Origin of the sequence: Catonella sp., assembly GCF_052169795.1 — a bacterium.
In the GTDB taxonomy this organism is placed as follows: Bacteria; Bacillota; Clostridia; order Lachnospirales; family Lachnospiraceae; genus Catonella.
In genome coordinates, this window is sequence record NZ_JBQNBU010000023.1 from 14,624 (window position 1) to 33,027 (window position 18,404).

Sequence of the window (18,404 nt, forward strand, 5' to 3'; positions counted from 1 at the left end):
TATTAGCTTAACTTAGTCTACTTTCTGAGGATTAGGTGTCATACATCCCGGTCCCTTGTGTGTATCACCTTCCTGAAGTTTCAATGTTTTTCTTCCTTCTTCAGACTTATACATACGCTGTCTGTTCATAGCCTCATCAAAGTTTATAAGATGTCCGTCAAACTCAGGACCATCTACACAGGCAAATTTAATCTTATCCCCTACAGAAAGACGGCAGGCACCACACATACCTGTACCATCAACCATAATAGGATTCATACTTACTATAGTAGGTATGCCAAGCTCTTTTGTGGTAAGACAGACAAACTTCATCATTATCATAGGTCCGATTGCTACTACTCTTGTATACTCTTTTCCATGATTTGCAAGAAGGTCTTTAAGACAGTCATTAACATTTCCTTTAAATCCATAAGAGCCGTCATCTGTAGCAATATAAAGATTACTTGCCCATTGCTTCATCTCCTCTTCGAGAATAAGCAAGTCCTTAGTTCTTGCACCTACAATAACATCAGCCTCATAACCATTTTCCTTAAGCCATTTAACCTGTGGATATACAGGAGCTGTACCTACACCACCGGCCATAAAAAGAATCTTTTCTTTTGCAAGTTCTTCTCTAGGCATTGTGCAAAGTTCTGATGGCTGTCCAAGAGGACCAACAATATCCTTATAACCGTTATCATCTTCTTTTTCCATTCTCTTAGTTGAAGCCCCAACCGACTGATAAACGAGAGTAATGGTATTTTTCTCCCTATCATAATCGCAAATTGTAAGGGGAACTCTTTCAGCTTTATCATCAAGTCTTACAATTACAAACTGTCCCGGAAGGCAGGCCTTAGCTACATTAGGTGCTTCTACATCTACCAGCCAGATATTATTTGCCAGGTAGCGCTTATTTACAACCTTAAACATTTTTTTATCCTCCTAAAATACCACAAAATTAATCTATCCTGATAATAGTACCACAAATTCTCAAAAAATTAAACTATTATTAGAGATTTTTTATCAATAAAAGCAGGTATTCCACCTGCTTTTTAGTTAGTTTAGACTAATTTTTTCAATTTTTTGTGAAATTTATTAACTTTTCTGTCAAATTTTTCATTGAATCTGCAAACAACTTTCCGCCACACTCTTTTAAGTATTGCTCATCCCTAAATCCCCATAAAACCGATATGCATGGAAGTCCTACATTGGATGCTGTCTGAATATCTACTTCCGAATCTCCTATATATATGCTGTTACTCTTATCCGCTCCAAGTTCCTGCATTGCCATAAGCACCATATCAGGCTCCGGTTTATGCCTTATTTCAGGTTTTTCTCCTATTGCCACCTTTATTTTACCGCCAAAATATTTACTACTAAGCGACTTCACTGCTTTGTCTATTTTATTGGATACAATTGCCACTTCAATACCATTAGCCTTTATCTCATCCAGCATTGAAAGTGTTCCTTTATAAGGAGCCGTTTTTATATCAGAATGCAGGTTATAATATTTTCCAAAATCATTATAAAGTTTATCAATAAATACCTCATCATTTTTAAACTCTTTCGGTACCGCTCTCTCCACAAGTTTTCTTATGCCGTTTCCCACAAAACTTTTTATCTCATCCTTGGTTCTGGTTGGAAAATCATTCTCTTTCAATATGTAATTCATAGAATCCATAAGGTCATCTAAGGTATCCAAAAGTGTACCGTCCAAATCAAAAATTGCATATAATTTAGCCATTTTATCCCTCCGCACAGTCATATCTGTTTATTATATTTCCATCAAAATCTTTCCATGTAAATACCTTATCTTCATAAGTCATATACCCATTATGACTATTTTCTTTTGGTATTGAAGTTGAACCGGGGTTCATATATATATAATTTTCATAAACCGTACATTTAGGAATGTGGGTATGACCACAAAGTAAAACATCTCCCTTATTAAGTTTTGGCGGATTAGTCTCACCATAAATATGCCCATGTGTAGCGAAAATATTAATTCCATCTGCATTTATAATAACATAATCTGCAAGGCAAGGAAATTCTAATACCATTTGGTCTACTTCTGCCTCACAATTGCCCCTCACGCAGATAATTTTATCACTTAAATTATTTAACAACGCTATCACTTCCTTTGGATTATGTCCATAAGGCAAGTCATTCCTTGGTCCATGGTAGAGGATGTCACCTAGCAAAAGTAATTTATCTGCTTTTTCTTTTTCAAAACTTTCTATAACCTTCTTCGCATAATAAGCGGAGCCATGTATATCTGATGCTATTAATAATTTCATAATTTTTCCTTTCAAAACCTATAATATAAGTTTGTATTTAAATATCTTTCTCAAATTAAATTTTATCATAAAAAAGCTATAACTGCATTATTTTTATCACAATACAGCATTCGCCAATACATATTGTTACTTAAAATGTCCAATAAAATGCTATGGTCTTAATTTAATTTATTCTCTATAATTAATGTTGTCAGATTTATTGTTTCCCTAAACAATATTTTATATAAGTGAGGTTATTACTGTGAAAAGAAAAAAATTATTTGTATGTCTTGTTGCTATACTTAGTGTACCATTGTTAGCTTCAATTTTTAGTTTTTCCTATATACCGAAGTTTAATCTTTATACTAAGTCCGAAATAACTATATGCGGTGATAAAAAGACACCAAATCCAATAAGCACTTTTTCAGATACCCCTGCTTAATTCTAAATAACAAATTCTAAAACTAAATTTATTATAACATCTGATAATTTATTGTATTCTTGTTATAATTCTATACTCAATAAATTATCAGATATTTCTATTATAATATGATGTGATATATTAGTACCATACTTCATTTTTATTAAAGTTATTTGTATAATATTCTTTTATACTTTTTGCATCATCATACACTTCATAGAGTTCTGCGATATAAAACATATTTTTACAAATTTCACCTGCTTCTTTTTTCTTATCAGTTTCTTCTTTTATAGTTGAAATATAGTCTAACATATCCAGTAATAATCCACTTTCATTTTCTTTCAGCATCCTGTGTATTACCTTATTTGCAAGTTCATTACTTTTATCATACTCTTTATTGTCTTTTAACATTTTTATCAAATCTCTACTTATAATAGCAGTTCTGAAGTAATATGTTCCTCTTTGTTTATGCTCTTTTTCTAATAATTTCTCCAAAAATAAAATTCCATCTTTATTATTTACTTTTGCCTTTTCCCTAGCTATACAACTCAGCAATTCCAGTTCTTCTCTGCTAAATATAAGTTTATGATTAATATCTATGTCTGTATATAACAACAAATTCCATAATGTGTTTATTCTATCTGTTTCATCTAAAGATTTGGATAATTCATAAAGCCCTAAAATTTGTCTATTTATTGAGATAGTAATATCTAATTTCTCTGACAATTCTTTACATTTTATTATTGCTTCATCACACATTCTAAGTGATATTAACTTCCTACATTCTGAATTTAGCATTAATGTATCATAATCTTCAGTTTCAATCTCACTACTATAGTATAAAGCCCTAAGTTTCAATCTTTCTTTCAATAAAGCAAGTGTAGTTTTACTTGGAGTTACTTTTCCTTTCTCAGCCCTTGCACAAGTACTTACAGAACATATATCTCCTGCAACCTCCTCTAATGTAAGACCTAACTCTATTCTACGCAACTTTAACATATCACTTAGCAGTAAATGTTTCTTTCTCTCAAATCTTTGTAATTCTACCCTAAATTCAGGACAGACTCCATATTTATCAAATACAGTCAACAAAGCATTTCTTTGAAAATTACGAATTTTGGACAGTCCATATGACATCTCATCCTTTATTAAATGTTTTAAAATTTCAGGCACTTCTCTTATTGTGTAATTTTTAATCAATATTTTCAATGTTTCATGTTCTATTTTTAATCTTTTCTTTCTGCTTAGCATACTTTTATCGTGAGTTAATAATATAAGTGCAATTCTTGGAATGATTTTTCCTTTAATCAAATCATCTTTTAACCTATGACTGTAATATTTGTAAAAAGAATACAGCTTTTTAGTTATATCATCATCTACCTGTATAGTATAAAGTAAGTCATAATAATTAGCTAAAAGATGACCTTCAAATATAGATAATAATGCTCTATTAGTCACAATATTATCAATATCTGTTATTGTGTATAATAGAGCCTTTTTTATATAGTGTAAAGCTTTATCCAAATTTTTGTACACAAATCTTTCAATCACGTAATCTATAAAATCCCTATATTGATATTGAAACTTTACATTGATCTGTTTAAATACTTCAAATTCATTTCTTTTATCTATAAGTCCTTTCCAGTCATTATTTTCTATACAAAGCAGACATTCTTCATACCAAGTGTAAAATTTATGAACTTCCTCAGGAACTATAAATTCAAATCTATTAGATGATACTCCCATTCTCTCAAGTAAGGTAATGAATGTAATCATATCAGGAATCATAATATCCGATTCATAATTACACCAAGTACTTCTTGCTAAAATTCCCTGAAAAACTTCTGTTTGGGTAAGTTTTAAATTTTCTCTTATGTTTCTAAGTGTATAGCCGAAATTGTCAGTCAGGTATTTCTTCATTATTCCTCCAATCTTTCACCATAACTTATATATTAAAGATAAGCGAAAAATTACTCAATACTCAATTTTATCGTACTTAAATTAAGTTTCTCTTCGCTGCTAACTTTGTCAAATATACATTGTTGATAATATTTCTCATTAGTAACCCAAAAAGTTATTGCTAAATTCAAACCTAATTTTCTACAAACTTTTACAAAATTCTTCATAAAAAGTAAATCTTTTTTTGAAAATGATATGTTTTCATCAGAATAATACCATTCATGTGTATGCATAATTATAGGATAACTGTTGTATCATCATTGACTTCTAAATACTCAAGAAACTCTTTCCAAAATACCGTTGCATTTATTATCAAACTTAAACTCCTTATAACTTTATTATCTTATCAAATTTCCCCAAATATTTTTCATTCCAGTCATGGGTTACAACTATCCTTGTCTTATCTTTCATATCAAATATAATCTTATTTATTATCTCCTTATTCTCAGGATCTAAGTCAGAAGTCGGCTCATCTAAAATGATTATCTCAGAATCATTAAATAAGGCTCTGGCTATTGAAACTCTTTTCTTCTCTCCTCCGGACATTTCATCAGGATCAAGTTCTTCATCTTTATGCAATTCCATAAAATTTCTAAGATTTACCTTCTCAAGAATTTCCTTAAACTTAGCCTCTGCACCATCTTCCATCTTTGCAAACATTGTAACATTATCAAACAATGAAGATTTAAAAATGAAGCTTTCCTGTGGAACCAGATATACTTTGCTGTAAAGCTCTTCTTCCGTAATTTCCTGTAAATCCTTGCCATCATATTTAATTTTACCGCTATAATTTAAGAAAGATTTGAGCAGAAGCTTTATTAAAGTAGATTTGCCTGAACCGCTTTCTCCAGTTACCGCAACTATCTCTCCATTGCCTACATTCAAAGAAAAATCCTTGAATATTTCCTTATCTTCATAAGCAAAACTAAGTTTTTCTATAGCTATATCAGCTTTTGTCAATCTGTTATCTGATTGAAGATGTGTAGTATCAATCACATTATCATCAATATTTTTATTCAGATAAGGCATAAATTTTTCAAGGAAAACTTTAGCAGACTTCATTTCTATACCGCTTTCAAGTGAATTTGAAAATGCATCTGAAAAATTTGCAAATGCTGCAGTAACTGTAATTATAAGTCCGGGACTTATTATATTTTTCACAACCAAAAAGGAGCAAAGTCCTGTCAGGATTAATTGATTAATGCTTACAATCGCAAACATTGTTGCCCTAATCATATTAGTTGTTACGTTATAATGCATATATGAAACTGAACGCTTTTCATTAACTTTTTCAAAAATACCGATATATTCATCAGAATGTCCTGATCTCTTTACAACATCAAACCCTTTAACCATTTCCTGCAGGCGGCTTAAATAAGTTTCATTTGCACTTGTTTTTTCTTTATTTATATTTATCGTCTTCCCTGTCATAACCTTGCTTATAAGGATAGGAAGAATTGTAAGTATAACTGTTGTTATGACCATCAGATAATTAACTCGAAGCAATGTAACAGCAGCCACTATAACTGATGTCGAGTATGATAAAAGCCCATATAATCCGTCTAAATATCCAATTCTAAATTCTTCAATGTCATTATTTAAGATATTCATATAATAATCAGAATTCTTTTCTTTTAGCTTTGACATAGGAAGTCTGAATAAGCTTTTAATTAAAATCAAGAGCAGGTTGTCTCTTGTTCCAAACATGAATCTCTGCCAGAATATATACTTTACAAAAGTACATCCCCATTGAGCTGCCATGTAAAATACGGTAAGTGAAACTGTAAGCGGCATATCTTTAATATTAGATTTTATTGCCATATCCATAATGTCACTCATTCCGATAAGTGCTTGCATCAAGAAAATATCACCCACTATAGAAAAAAAGAGACTTATTGCAAGTCTGGTTCTATTCTCCTTGTTAATTATTTTCATCTCATCCCCCTATATTAAACTATTATAGTTATTTGAATTATTATTATATACATCTTCAATTATCAAAGGAAGTACTTTTTCAATTTTATTTTTTATATTAATACAGGCAATATCTGTAGAATTATCATTTGAAAACAAAAGTAAACTTGCAGGACAGGCACCACATAAATTTCTTGCCCAACATTTGGTACATTCTTGCTTTACACTTCTATTCACACTTTTTAATAAATTATAAACTTTTTCATATTCATTTTCATTACTGAATGAGTATTTATTTTCTAGCATAAACATATGCTCTTTATTATATGTTACTTCAAAACAGACTAATTTAGCATTACTCTAGTATAATAACTATCTTTGCTTCATATCATTCCATATTAAATTATATGCATTCTTTTAAATATCTATACACATATATTTAAAATGGTTATATATATTGTAGCAAAGATAGGATTAAAAAACAGAGCATTTTATTTGACTTTTTACTACTTAATATGTCCAACAAAATGCTCTTATATTTAACTCAAATATGCTTCTGTAACTTACTTAATCAATCTTTCCATTTCCTCTATAACTCTCTCAAATACTTCAAGTGCAGAGTTAATAGGCTCTTTTGTAGCCATGTCTACTCCTGCTATTCTAAGGAGACTGACAGGGTCAGCGGTACATCCACTATGTAAAAATTCCATATAATCCTTTAACGCAGTTTCACCTTCCTTTAAGATACGATGTGCAATAGCAACAGCTGCCGAATAGCCTGTCGCATACTGATATACATAGAAATTATAGTAGAAATGAGGTATTCTCATCCACTCGTAACCTATCAATTCATCACTCACCATATCTTCACCAAAATACTTTTTATTTAATTTTAAATAAAGTGCAGTGAGGTTCTCATGTGTAAGAGGCTCACCTCCCTCAGCCATCTCAGTTGCAGTTTTTTCAAATTCTGCAAACATAGTCTGCCTGTAAATAGTGCCTTTAAAACTGTCCATATAATGGTTAAGAAGATAGGCTCTTTCTTTATTATCCTTAGCATTTTTAAGCATATATTCCATAAGAAGTACTTCATTTGTAGTAGAGGCAACCTCAGCTACAAAAATCTTATACTGTGAATCCATAAAGTGCTGTTTTTCATTTGAAAAATATGAATGCATAGCATGTCCCATTTCATGAGCCAGAGTGAAAACATTATCAAGAGTTCCATTGAAATTAAGAAGTACAAAAGGATGTACTCCATAAACTCCTGATGAATAAGCACCACCACGCTTACCTTCATTTTCAACTACATCTATCCAACGCTCTGTGAAAGCCTTTTTTAAGAGATTTACATAATTAGTTCCTAGAGGCTCCACTGCTTTAAGCACAAGCTCTTTAGCCTCTTCTATGGTATATTTTACCTCATAATCCTTAACTATCGGCACATATACATCATACATATGAAGTTCATCAACTTCTAAGAGTTTCTTTCTAAGTCTTACATATCTATGCATCTTATCAAGATTGTCATTTATTGCCTCTACAAGATTTTTATAAACTTCAGGTGATACATTATTACTGTCAACAGCAGCCTCAAGTGTTGAAGAATACTTTCTTGCTCTTGCATTAAACATAAGTTGTTTAACCTGTCCTGCATAAAGAGTTGCCCAAGTATTTTTGAAACTTCCAAATGTTTCATAATATTTTTCAAAAACTTCTTTACGCAGATTCCTGTCTTTGCTTTCCTCAAGTGGTACAAATCTACCATTTGTAATCTGTATTTTTTCGCCTTTTTCATCAGTTATCTCAGGGAATTTGAGATCCGCATTTGAAAGAGTTGCAAAGCCTTCATAAGGAAGCTCAGAAATTTCATTTGTTCCGGCAAGCAGCCTTTCAAGTTCCGGACTTAGAGAATGCTCTTTGCCTCTCCTTACTTCTGTAATGAATACCTTATATTTTATAAGCTCCGGTCTCTCCTTATAGAATTTTTCTATAACTTCATCGCTTACAGCTATAATTTCAGGTTCTAAAAAGGATAATTTTTCAGAAATTCCTACTTCCAATGACATGGCCTTTGAATAAAGTGTCTGCCCCAAAGTAGCTGTGGTATCCACATCTCTCATTTTAAATGCATATCCAAATACAAGATGGCATTTCAAATTACACTTTTCAACCATTTCAAGCACCTGATACAGGTTTTCTGCACTCTCAGCTGCCTTGCCTAAAAACTTTACAATTTCATCAGCTAAACTTACAGCCTCATTTAAAGTTTTTTCCCAATCTTTTTCAGATGCAAATATGTCCTCAATTTTCCAAGTAAGTTCTGTGGCAACTTCACTTCTCTTTGGCAGTTTATTTTCCATCGGTCTATCTCCTTAATATTTATACGAAATCTATTTTATCAGTCTCCAAGCTTTTTAAGCTCTGCAAGCACCTTATTTAATTTCTCCTCAGAATCTTTTAAGCTCTCTCCCTTAATACCTGCATAGAACTTAATCTTAGGCTCAGTTCCTGAAGGTCTTACACAGAACCATGCATCGCCGGTCATATCAAAGTAGAGTACATTTGACTTAGGAAGTCCTGTTGTTCCGGTCTCACCGGTAGTTAAATCCTTAACAACATCGTTTTCATAGTCTCTTGTCTTAACTACCTTATAGCCTGCAAGCTCTGTTGGAGGATTCTTACGGAGATTATCGAGGATTTCATTAATACGCTTAGCACCATCCTCTCCTGCAAGAGTCATTGTATAGATACCCTCTTTGAAATATCCGTACTTCTCGTACATATTTACCATCTGATCCCAAAGAGTAAGTCCCTTGTCCATATAGTAAGCAGCAGCTTCGCAAAGACCTACTACAGCCATAATACCGTCTTTATCTCTGGCATGTGTTCCTATTAAGCAACCATAGCTTTCTTCAAAACCAAACTCATAGGTTCCTCTGCCCTTTTCTTCAAAGCCCTTAATCTGCTGCCCTATGAACTTAAAGCCTGTGAGTACCTCAATTAAGTCAAGCTTATAATACTCAGCTATCTTAAATGCAAGATTTGTTGAAACTATGGTTGTAATGAGGGTACTATCATCTTTAAGTAATCCCTTTTCCTGCTTTACAGAAAGTTCATACTCTGCAAGAAGCATACCTGACATATTTCCGGTAAACTGTATATATTTTCCGGTCTTCTTATCCTTTGCATACACACCAAGACGGTCAGCATCAGGATCGTTGGCAAGCACTATGTCTGCATCCTTTTCTTTAGCCAACTTAAGTGCAAGTGCAAATGCCTTCTCATCTTCCGGATTTGGATAGTCAAGAGTAGTAAAATCTCCATCCGGCTCTTCCTGCTCCTTAACTATATAAACTTCCTTAAATCCTAATTCCTTAAGCATTCTCTGGACAGGCACATTTCCGGTACCATGGAAAGGAGTATACACTATTTTTAAGTTCTCCGCCTGTTTCTTTATAATTTCAGGACTGAGAATGAGTTTCTTAAGTTCAGCCACATACTTATCATCCATTTCAGCACCGATTACATTGAAAAGCCCTGCTTTTACAGCTTCGTCCTTATCCATAGTCTTTATATCTGAATATGCTGTTGACTTTACAAGGTCAATTATATCCTTATCTACAGGTGCTGTTATCTGACAGCCGTCATCCCAATATACCTTGTATCCATTGTATTCCGGTGGGTTATGACTGGCTGTGACCATTATTCCTGCTGTACACTTAAGCTCTCTTACTGCATATGAAAGCTCCGGAGTAGGACGAAGTGCGTCAAACACATAAGCCTTAATTCCATTTGCATTTAATGTAAGAGCTGCCGCTTCTGCAAATTCAGGTGAAAAATGTCTTGAGTCAAAGGAAATTGCAACCCCCTTAGCTTCTGCACCCTTACTTATTATGTACTTTGCAAGTCCCTGAGTAGCTCTTCTTACTGTGTAAAGATTCATACGGTTGGTACCGGCTCCTACTACACCTCTTAGCCCTCCCGTACCAAACTCAAGATCCTTGTAAAATCTGTCCCTTATTTCAGCATCATTACCGGCTATAGCCTTAAGTTCAGCCTTTGTTGCATCATCAAATACAGGGCTTGTAAGCCACTCTTCATAAAGTTTCTTGTCGTCCATACCTTCCTCCTATTCTGCTTCTGCACTACGCATGATATCCATAACCTCTACATCTGTGTCAAACTTTATCTTAACTATGGACTGAGGATGTGGGCAGGCTTCTATCTCTGCCCCATTCTCATCCCACATTTTAAGAACTGTAGCATTTATATCTCTGCCATCCGCCTTCATTATTTGAAGCTTATCGCCTACACTGAACTTATTTTTCTGTTCAAATATGGCAGTGCCATCTTCATTTACCTTATCTATATAACCATAATACTTACAACCTGTTACATAGGTATTATTATCATAAATCTGTGAAGTGCTGTCAGGCTTATCAAAAAAGAAACCTGTAGTAAAGTTACGATAGGTACATTTTTTAATTTCTTCTGCATACCAACCTTTATTGGCCTCAAATAAAACAGTGGACTCAAACCAGTCATCAATAGCCTTTCTATAAGTTCTTGCCACTGTAGCTACATAAAGAGCAGTCTTCATACGGCCTTCAATCTTAAAGCTGTCTATTCCAGCCTTAACAAGTTCCGGTACATAGTCTATCATACAAAGGTCTTTAGAGTTAAATATGTAAGTCCCTCTTTCATTCTCCTCTATAGGCATGTACTCGCCTGGTCTGTTTTCCTCAACCACATGGTACTTCCAGCGACAAGGATGGGTACAGGCTCCCTGGTTGGCATCTCTGCCTGTCATATAATTTGAAAGCAGGCATCGTCCTGAATAAGCCATACACATAGCTCCATGTACAAATGTCTCTATTTCCCTGTCCGCAGGAATATTTTTTCTAATTTCTGCTATCTCATCTAAAGAAAGCTCCCTTGCAGATACAACCCTTTTAGCACCAAGTCCATACCAAAAATTAAAATCTGCATAATTTACATTATTTGCCTGTGTACTGATATGGATTTCTATTTCAGGAACTACTTCCTTAGCAATCATAAACACACCCGGATCTGAAATAATTATTGCATCAGGCTTTATTTCTTTAAGCTCCTTAAAATATTCTCTTACTCCATCCAAATCTTTATCATGTGCTGTAATATTTGCTGTAACAAACACTCTCTTTCCCTTTTCGTGGGCGTACCTTACTCCCTCTTTCATATCTTCGCAGGAAAAGTTTTTAGCCTTTGCCCTCAGTCCATACATTTCTCCACCTATATACACAGCATCTGCACCGTATTTAATAGCAAGCTTAAGTACTTCAAGGCAGCTTGCCGGAATCAGCAACTCCGGCTTTTTTAATTCAATATTATCTTTCATTCATTCTTCCATTCTAAATTTACTTTTTAACAGATACTGCCATGCCGTCACCGGCTTCTAAAAGCATTGTTTTTAAATCTTTATCTGAAAGAAGTAACTTCACATACTCCCTCATCCTGGCATGAATTGTCCTATCCCTTCTCACCACTGTATACCTTGAGTCAAGAAGTCTTCCCTCCTGAAGCATATTATCTGTAATAAATATTCCATTGGGTAATAACAGTTTTTTTATGTTGTTAAAAAAATTAATATACTGCCCCTTTGCCGCATCCATAAATATAAAATCGTATGTATTTCCTTTAGATACAAGCTCATCTAAAACTTCTATAGCATCCCCTTTTATGAGGGTTATCTGCCTGTTTTTATCAATTTTTTTAAAATTCTCCTCAGCCTTTAAGGCTCTTTCTTCCATTTTTTCGATTGTAGTTATCTTTGCCTTTTTATCCAAAAATTCAAGCATAAATAGCGAGGAAAAACCGGTGGCAGTACCAACTTCAAGTATATTCAAGGGTTTTTTTAGTTCCAGCATAAACCTTATCAGATGTTGACTTCCTTTTCTTATAATGGGAACATTATCTTTTATACTTTGAATTTCTAAATCTGCAAGATACTCCGGTAGACCATCCGGGATGCTCTCCAGGAAGTCTTCAAATCTTTCATGCTCAACCATCATTTTTTCTTCTCCGTACTTTTATTTGGCGTAGTTATTACTTTAAAAATCCGGTCATAATCCATATCACTGCTGACTTTATAAGTTCCCGGCAAAATATTTAGTTTAGTCAGCTTCGCCCTTACATAAAAAGAATACTTATTAGGTATTACTTTCTTTGCTTCAAGTAGTCTTGCTACCTCCATTGTTGACTCACCTTTATTTATAGTAAGTTCTGTAGTATAACCTGAATCTTTGGTAACTGATACCGAGCCGAATACCTGATAGGCAAAATCATATACATAATGGCTGGCTTTAATCACCATATAAACTATTACCATATAAAATATTATATTCAGAAAAATATGTATAATTGCTCCAAATATATTTAATACAATCCTTCCTGTTCTTCTGCCGGCCGCCACCAGTTCACCCCCTGAATCAATATTCAACATCTGTTATTATAGTAATTATCATTGGAGAACGCTTTGTCTGTTTCCAAATAAAATCACTTAATGCATCTCTTATTTCATTTCTAATTCTATTTCTTTCAATAGTTCCCTTATCCTGACATCTGATTAGTGCCTCATTTACAGTATTCATTGCTTCTTTCAGTATTGTATCCGATTCCTTTACATAGATGAAACCTTTCGTTACAATTTCTGCATCAGATACCATGAGGTTGCTTCCTTTTTCCATAGCAAAGGTAACTATAACAAGACCATCCTCAGAAAGTTTCTGCCTATCCCTCATAACGGCATTGCCTACATCGCCTATTCCAAGCCCATCAACCATAATTCCCTTACATTCCACCTGGTCAACTACTTTTCCGCTATCTTCTTTGATTTCAAGTACATTTCCATTTTTGAGTATGAAAATATTTTCTTTTGGTATACCCATATCTTCCGCAAGTTCAGCATGGCGAACCAAATGTCTATACTCACCATGAATTGGAATAGAATACTTAGGCTTAATTAGAGAATACATCAGCTTTATCTCTTCCTGGCAAGCATGACCCGATACATGGGCATCCTGAAAAATCACTTTTGCACCCTTAAGATATAGTTCATTAATCACCCTTGATACTGATTTTTCATTTCCGGGAATTGGTGTAGAACTGAATACTATTGTATCTCCCGGCTTAATGCTGACTTTTTTGTGGATAGAAGCAGCCATTCTTGAAAGTGCTGCCATAGCTTCTCCCTGACTTCCTGTAGTTATAAGTACAAGCTGTTCATCAGAATAGTCCTTCATCTGGTCAATATCTATAAGAGTATTTTCTTTTAAGTTAATATAACCCAGTTCTCTTGCTATAGTTATAATATTGACCATACTCCTGCCATCTACAACTACTTTTCTGCCAAAGTTTTCAGCTGAATTAATAATCTGCTGAACTCTGTCTACATTGGAAGCAAAGGTAGCAACGATAATCCTATTATTTTTATTTTCAGCAAAGATATTATCAAATGTTTTTCCAACAGATCTTTCTGACATTGTAAATCCCGGTTTATGCACATTGGTGGATTCACACATAAGTGCAAGCACACCTTTACGGCCTATTTCACCAAACCGCTGTAAATCAATCGGATCTCCAAATACCGGCGTATAGTCTACCTTAAAGTCGCCTGTATGTACTATTGTACCCACCGGCGAATATATGGCAAGTGCTGCTGCATCACTTATGCTGTGATTAGTCCTTATAAATTCAATTCTAAAGCAACCTAAATTAATCGACTGTCCATATTTTAATATTTTTCTTTTGGTAGTCTTAAGCATATTTCTTTCGCTTAATTTACTCTCTAAAATCGCAACTGTAAGCCTTGTTGCATACACCGGTACATTTATATCCTTTAAGATATACGGCAATGCACCTATATGATCCTCATGACCATGTGTAATAACAAAGCCCTTAACCTTGTCTATATTCTTTTTCAGATAATTTACATTTGGAATAACGCAGTCTATTCCAAGCATATCATCTTCCGGAAATGACATTCCACAGTCAACAACTATTATACTGTCCTCATATTCGAAAGCAGTAATATTCATTCCGATATGTTCAAGACCGCCAAGCGGTATAATTTTCAACCCCTTAACAGGCTTTTTTACTTCTTTTGCCGTCTTCCTTGGCTTTATTTCCCTCGAAACTTCTTTTCTCATTTTAGAGATAGCCGGAAGCTTATCTATGTTTACACCTTCATTTACCTGCTTCATTTTACGGCTTTTCTCTGTTTTCTTTTTTGCTGTTTTCTCAGTTTTATGGACCGATTCTTCAGTTTCTTTTTTTGTCCGCCTATACCTGTTTGTAGCTTTTCCTATGCTCTCTACCAGTTTTCCAAATTTCTTATCATTCTTTTTATCATTATTATTTTCTGACATTTTACCTCCTTAATTTAGGAGTAAATCAGTCCTGATTGTTAGTCTCTCTGCAAGCCTTACAATATCCGTAGAGCTTAACTTCATGGTTGACAACCTGAAAACCTGTCAACTTATTAATCTCATTTTCAAGCGGTTCCATAAAATCTTTCTCAAATGAAAATACACTATTACAGCTTAGGCAAATCAGATGATGATGTCTGTGTCCACTGGCAGACGATTTACCAATCTCATATCTGATAAATCCGTCATCAAGACTCAGCTTATCTATAATTCCCATGTCTGATAGCAACTGAATTGTACGATATACAGTTGCCAGCCCAATATCCGGATGATCTAATCTTACTAAATCAAAGATTTCTTCTGCTGTAAGATGTTCATCCTCTCTCTGTTGCAACACTTCAAGGACAGCTAATCGCTGCCCTGTTACTTTTAAGCCCTTTGACTTAAGTAATGCCTTAAAATTCTCATTTCCTTTTTCATTCTGCATGGCTTCACCTATTCCTCAGGTTCTGATATACTTCGTTTACATTATTCCTCGTCTATCTCAAAATCCACATCATCCATCATTTCTTCAAAGACTTTTGATACCGTTAAAATTTCTTTTTCATCTTCTACAACTGTGTAGGTCACATCTTCTCCATCTTCAGAAACACTGTCTTCTTTGATAATAAATACATCGACTGTCTCATCATCATTCTCCAAATCTTCAATTTCAGCATCTGAAACCAAAAGATAATTCACTCCTGCAAGCTTTGTCTGACAGAGCACTGTAAGCTCTTCATTTTCTCCATCCTCATCAACAAACTCAATAGTTCTTAATTCTTCATTCTCTAACATAGTTTCTCCATTTCTTATTTTTATTTTTTATTTGAATTCATATAATCTTCTAAAATAAATACAGCTGCTACCTTATCAACTATTTTTTCACGCTCTTCCCGCTTTAGTCCGGCTTCTATCATTACTTCATGAGCACTTACCGTAGTAAGCCTCTCATCATGAAGTATGACCTCTATACCCGTTCTCGCAGTAAGTTTTTTTGCAAATTCTTCTGAAAGCTCGCACCTTTTACTTACAGAGCCATCCATGTTCTTTGGATAGCCTAATACTATTTTTTCTACCTCATATTCCTTTACAAGCTCTGTTATCCTGGCTAAAGTCTGGCGAAGTTTATTCTCTTCTTTTCTTCTAATAACTTCAAGTCCCTGTGCAGTTATACCTAATTCATCTGTAACAGCTACACCACAGGTCTTAGAGCCTAAATCCAGTGCCATTATTCTCATTAACGCTTACCCTTGAACATAGACTTTTTAGTATGGGTAAATGAATCTATATAATGTTCCATTAGCTCCTCTACCAGTTCATCTCTCTCAACCTTCATTATCATACTTCTGGCATTATTATGGTTGGTTATATAAGTAGGATCTCCTGACATAATATAACCTACAAGCTGATTTACAGGATTATATCCTTTTTCATTAAGAGCCTCATATACCTTTTTAATCACATCCCCAACTTCTATCTCAGGGACGGCACTTACCTCTTTAAAATATTGTGTGTTATTTATATCTGCCAATTCTTTTTCTTCCTTCCGAATAATTCTGTTAAATATATTACTTCAATTTTAATATAAGTAGAGATAGATTGCAAGCAATAAGTTTAGCACTTAGGCTTATACATAATCTCATTAATTGTCGATACTGTCAAAAATGCATCAGGATCTGTCATTCTTACATACTGCATAAGCATTCCATACTCCCTTTTATTTACTACTGCCACTATTTCTTCCTGCTCAGTATTATTATAAGCACCTACAACTTTGTACAAGGTAGCTCCACTATGCATATTTTCAAGGATAAACCTCTTAATATCCTCTCTTTTATTAGACAAAATACAAACCTTCTTTTTAATATTTGTACCAAACAAGAAATAATCCAGTATAATTCCATTTAAATAAGTACCCAGCACACTTAAAACCACTGTTTTTTTATCATAGGCAAAAACAGCAGAAAGCGAAACCAACATTCCTGCAAGCGACATTGCCCTTCCCTTATCTATATGCAGATATTTATTGAGAAGTTTTACTATTATGTCAAGTCCTCCGGAAGAGGCATTGTGATTAAACAAAAGGCTAAGTCCTATACTTACTACAAAGATATAGCATATCATATCTAAGAATGCATCATTGGTAAGTCCATTGTATGACGGAAATATCTTTTCCAAAATTCCTATGAAAATAGGTAAAATTATTGATGTATATACTGTTTTTCCACCAAATTCCTTACCAATAAAAATAAAGCCTATAATTAAAAGCCCCACATTAAACAGTAAACTGATGGTTGCTACACTGAGCGGAATAAATTTCTGTAAAACTATTGCCAGTCCCGCTATGCTTGCAATAGCCAAATTATTTGGCATCATAAAAAAGAATACGGCTACTGCTACTATAAATGTAGCAAAGGTGATTACTGCCATATCCTGAATGTAATACCAATACTTATCTTTCATGTTTACTCCTAAAAATCAGATTCATCTTTTCTACCTGATAAAATCTATGTTTATTTTTAAAATTATAGCATATTTTTATTTGAATGGCAATTTATCCCAAACTATTCAATATTTTTTCTCTATATTTCTTTCAATCTTATTATTTCTTCTACCGTAAGTTCTCTTACTTCACCTAATTGCAAGTTTTTATCAAGTACAAGACTTCCCATAGAAAGCCTCTTTAAGTACATAACCTCATTCTCCACAGCCTCAAACATACGCTTCACCTGATGAAATTTTCCTTCCGATATTGTAATTTTAGCTGCAAATTTATTTTCAGAATCACAGATTTCAAGCTTAGCAGGTTTACAAATAAAGTCTCCCAAATCTAACCCACTTGAAAAAATCTCTATATCAGATGCTTTAACAGGGTTTCTAAGCTCTGCATAATAAACCTTATCCACATGATTTTTAGGAGAAAGAAGTTTGTGGTTTAATTCCCCGTCATTTGTAATAAGTAAAAGCCCTTCTGTATCCTTATCAAGCCTGCCTACAGGAGAAAGCTCATCAAATCTCGGACAGTTTACTTCTGTTTCCTTAAAAACATCCATAACTGTCTTGGTTTTTCCCTTCTCTGTAGAGGTAATTACTCCCTGTGGCTTATTCATCATATAGTAGTAATATTCTACATATCCCACCTGCTTACCATCTATACAAATTTCATCACTTTCAGTATCTACCTTGGTTTCAGGAGTTTTAATAACAACTCCGTTAGCTGTAATTCGACCTTTTCTTATATATTCCTTCACCTTGCTTCTGGTTTCAGAAGTCATATCTGATAAGTACTTATCAAGTCTGATAGTTTTTGACATTGGTTGCTCCGTTTCATATATATATTTATTCAAACCGGAAAGTTAAACCCCAATTTGAGATTAAAGTATCCTAAAAAAATTGTGCCATATA

Annotated in this window: 18 protein-coding genes; all 18 read right to left on the reverse strand. The window is 33.8% G+C overall.

All coding sequences use genetic code 11. The features are described 5' to 3' along the window. Window positions 1-12: 12 nt before the first annotated feature. The 18 genes from ACTTKP_RS05230 to ACTTKP_RS05315 all read right to left on the reverse strand — a co-directional run bounded on the left by ACTTKP_RS05230 (window position 13) and on the right by ACTTKP_RS05315 (window position 18,313). Window positions 13-909, reverse strand: a complete 897-nt coding sequence (locus tag ACTTKP_RS05230) for a sulfide/dihydroorotate dehydrogenase-like FAD/NAD-binding protein (RefSeq protein ID WP_442552850.1) — start codon at window positions 907-909, stop codon at window positions 13-15. Between the two features lie 145 nt (window positions 910-1,054). Further along, on the reverse strand, window positions 1,055-1,723 hold the full coding sequence (locus ACTTKP_RS05235; protein WP_442552851.1) for an HAD family hydrolase: 669 nt from the start codon (window positions 1,721-1,723) through the stop codon (window positions 1,055-1,057). A 1-nt stretch (window position 1,724) separates the two neighbouring features. Beyond that, on the reverse strand, window positions 1,725-2,276 hold the full coding sequence (gene yfcE, locus ACTTKP_RS05240; protein ID WP_442552852.1) for a phosphodiesterase: 552 nt from the start codon (window positions 2,274-2,276) through the stop codon (window positions 1,725-1,727). A gap of 541 nt (window positions 2,277-2,817) precedes the next feature. After that, the gene (locus ACTTKP_RS05245; protein ID WP_442552853.1) at window positions 2,818-4,464 is read right to left on the reverse strand and encodes a helix-turn-helix domain-containing protein; all 1,647 of its coding nucleotides are present in this window, start codon (window positions 4,462-4,464) and stop codon (window positions 2,818-2,820) included. A 498-nt stretch (window positions 4,465-4,962) separates the two neighbouring features. Continuing rightward, complete coding sequence (locus ACTTKP_RS05250; RefSeq protein WP_442552854.1) at window positions 4,963-6,570, reverse strand: ATP-binding cassette domain-containing protein; 1,608 nt, start codon at window positions 6,568-6,570, stop codon at window positions 4,963-4,965. A 9-nt stretch (window positions 6,571-6,579) separates the two neighbouring features. Then, window positions 6,580-6,855 carry a hypothetical protein gene (locus ACTTKP_RS05255; RefSeq protein WP_442552855.1) on the reverse strand — a complete coding sequence of 92 codons (276 nt, stop codon included), beginning with the start codon at window positions 6,853-6,855 and terminating at the stop codon, window positions 6,580-6,582. 257 nt (window positions 6,856-7,112) lie between these two features. After that, window positions 7,113-8,912, reverse strand: coding sequence for an oligoendopeptidase F (gene pepF, locus ACTTKP_RS05260; RefSeq protein WP_442552856.1), 1,800 nt, complete (start codon window positions 8,910-8,912; stop codon window positions 7,113-7,115). Between the two features lie 38 nt (window positions 8,913-8,950). Then, window positions 8,951-10,672, reverse strand: coding sequence for a phospho-sugar mutase (locus ACTTKP_RS05265; protein WP_442552857.1), 1,722 nt, complete (start codon window positions 10,670-10,672; stop codon window positions 8,951-8,953). A 9-nt stretch (window positions 10,673-10,681) separates the two neighbouring features. Then, the gene (locus ACTTKP_RS05270; protein WP_442552858.1) at window positions 10,682-11,929 is read right to left on the reverse strand and encodes a peptidase U32 family protein; all 1,248 of its coding nucleotides are present in this window, start codon (window positions 11,927-11,929) and stop codon (window positions 10,682-10,684) included. 19 nt (window positions 11,930-11,948) lie between these two features. Beyond that, the gene (locus tag ACTTKP_RS05275; protein ID WP_442552859.1) at window positions 11,949-12,602 is read right to left on the reverse strand and encodes an O-methyltransferase; all 654 of its coding nucleotides are present in this window, start codon (window positions 12,600-12,602) and stop codon (window positions 11,949-11,951) included. Continuing rightward, complete coding sequence (locus ACTTKP_RS05280; RefSeq protein WP_442552860.1) at window positions 12,599-13,003, reverse strand: endolytic transglycosylase MltG; 405 nt, start codon at window positions 13,001-13,003, stop codon at window positions 12,599-12,601. Before ACTTKP_RS05280 ends, ACTTKP_RS05275 begins: the two co-directional genes overlap by 4 nt. Before the next feature lie 16 nt (window positions 13,004-13,019). Continuing rightward, window positions 13,020-14,957, reverse strand: a complete 1,938-nt coding sequence (locus ACTTKP_RS05285) for a ribonuclease J (protein WP_442552861.1) — start codon at window positions 14,955-14,957, stop codon at window positions 13,020-13,022. A gap of 25 nt (window positions 14,958-14,982) precedes the next feature. Continuing rightward, window positions 14,983-15,444 (reverse strand): Fur family transcriptional regulator, encoded by a 462-nt coding sequence (locus tag ACTTKP_RS05290; protein ID WP_442552862.1) that lies wholly within the window; start codon window positions 15,442-15,444, stop codon window positions 14,983-14,985. A gap of 41 nt (window positions 15,445-15,485) precedes the next feature. Next, window positions 15,486-15,794, reverse strand: coding sequence for a DUF1292 domain-containing protein (locus ACTTKP_RS05295; protein WP_442552863.1), 309 nt, complete (start codon window positions 15,792-15,794; stop codon window positions 15,486-15,488). Between the two features lie 20 nt (window positions 15,795-15,814). Next, window positions 15,815-16,237 (reverse strand): Holliday junction resolvase RuvX, encoded by a 423-nt coding sequence (gene ruvX / locus ACTTKP_RS05300; RefSeq protein WP_442552864.1) that lies wholly within the window; start codon window positions 16,235-16,237, stop codon window positions 15,815-15,817. Beyond that, window positions 16,237-16,530, reverse strand: coding sequence for an IreB family regulatory phosphoprotein (locus ACTTKP_RS05305; RefSeq protein WP_442552865.1), 294 nt, complete (start codon window positions 16,528-16,530; stop codon window positions 16,237-16,239). Before ACTTKP_RS05305 ends, ruvX begins: the two co-directional genes overlap by 1 nt. An 83-nt stretch (window positions 16,531-16,613) precedes the next feature. Next, on the reverse strand, window positions 16,614-17,462 hold the full coding sequence (locus tag ACTTKP_RS05310; protein ID WP_442552866.1) for a YitT family protein: 849 nt from the start codon (window positions 17,460-17,462) through the stop codon (window positions 16,614-16,616). 119 nt (window positions 17,463-17,581) lie between these two features. Next, window positions 17,582-18,313, reverse strand: a complete 732-nt coding sequence (locus ACTTKP_RS05315; protein WP_442552867.1) for a pseudouridine synthase — start codon at window positions 18,311-18,313, stop codon at window positions 17,582-17,584. Window positions 18,314-18,404: the final 91 nt, after the last annotated feature.

Coding starts and splice junctions, on each gene's coding strand:
- ACTTKP_RS05230 (WP_442552850.1), bottom strand. CDS start 909: ATGTTTAAGGTTGTAAATAAGCGCTACCTGGCAAATAATATCTGGCTG.
- ACTTKP_RS05235 (WP_442552851.1), bottom strand. CDS start 1,723: ATGGCTAAATTATATGCAATTTTTGATTTGGACGGTACACTTTTGGAT.
- yfcE (WP_442552852.1), bottom strand. CDS start 2,276: ATGAAATTATTAATAGCATCAGATATACATGGCTCCGCTTATTATGCG.
- ACTTKP_RS05245 (WP_442552853.1), bottom strand. CDS start 4,464: ATGATTCCTGATATGATTACATTCATTACCTTACTTGAGAGAATGGGA.
- ACTTKP_RS05250 (WP_442552854.1), bottom strand. CDS start 6,570: ATGAAAATAATTAACAAGGAGAATAGAACCAGACTTGCAATAAGTCTC.
- ACTTKP_RS05255 (WP_442552855.1), bottom strand. CDS start 6,855: ATGCTAGAAAATAAATACTCATTCAGTAATGAAAATGAATATGAAAAA.
- pepF (WP_442552856.1), bottom strand. CDS start 8,912: ATGGAAAATAAACTGCCAAAGAGAAGTGAAGTTGCCACAGAACTTACT.
- ACTTKP_RS05265 (WP_442552857.1), bottom strand. CDS start 10,672: ATGGACGACAAGAAACTTTATGAAGAGTGGCTTACAAGCCCTGTATTT.
- ACTTKP_RS05270 (WP_442552858.1), bottom strand. CDS start 11,929: ATGAAAGATAATATTGAATTAAAAAAGCCGGAGTTGCTGATTCCGGCA.
- ACTTKP_RS05275 (WP_442552859.1), bottom strand. CDS start 12,602: ATGATGGTTGAGCATGAAAGATTTGAAGACTTCCTGGAGAGCATCCCG.
- ACTTKP_RS05285 (WP_442552861.1), bottom strand. CDS start 14,957: ATGTCAGAAAATAATAATGATAAAAAGAATGATAAGAAATTTGGAAAA.
- ACTTKP_RS05290 (WP_442552862.1), bottom strand. CDS start 15,444: ATGCAGAATGAAAAAGGAAATGAGAATTTTAAGGCATTACTTAAGTCA.
- ACTTKP_RS05295 (WP_442552863.1), bottom strand. CDS start 15,794: ATGTTAGAGAATGAAGAATTAAGAACTATTGAGTTTGTTGATGAGGAT.
- ruvX (WP_442552864.1), bottom strand. CDS start 16,237: ATGAGAATAATGGCACTGGATTTAGGCTCTAAGACCTGTGGTGTAGCT.
- ACTTKP_RS05310 (WP_442552866.1), bottom strand. CDS start 17,462: ATGAAAGATAAGTATTGGTATTACATTCAGGATATGGCAGTAATCACC.
- ACTTKP_RS05315 (WP_442552867.1), bottom strand. CDS start 18,313: ATGTCAAAAACTATCAGACTTGATAAGTACTTATCAGATATGACTTCT.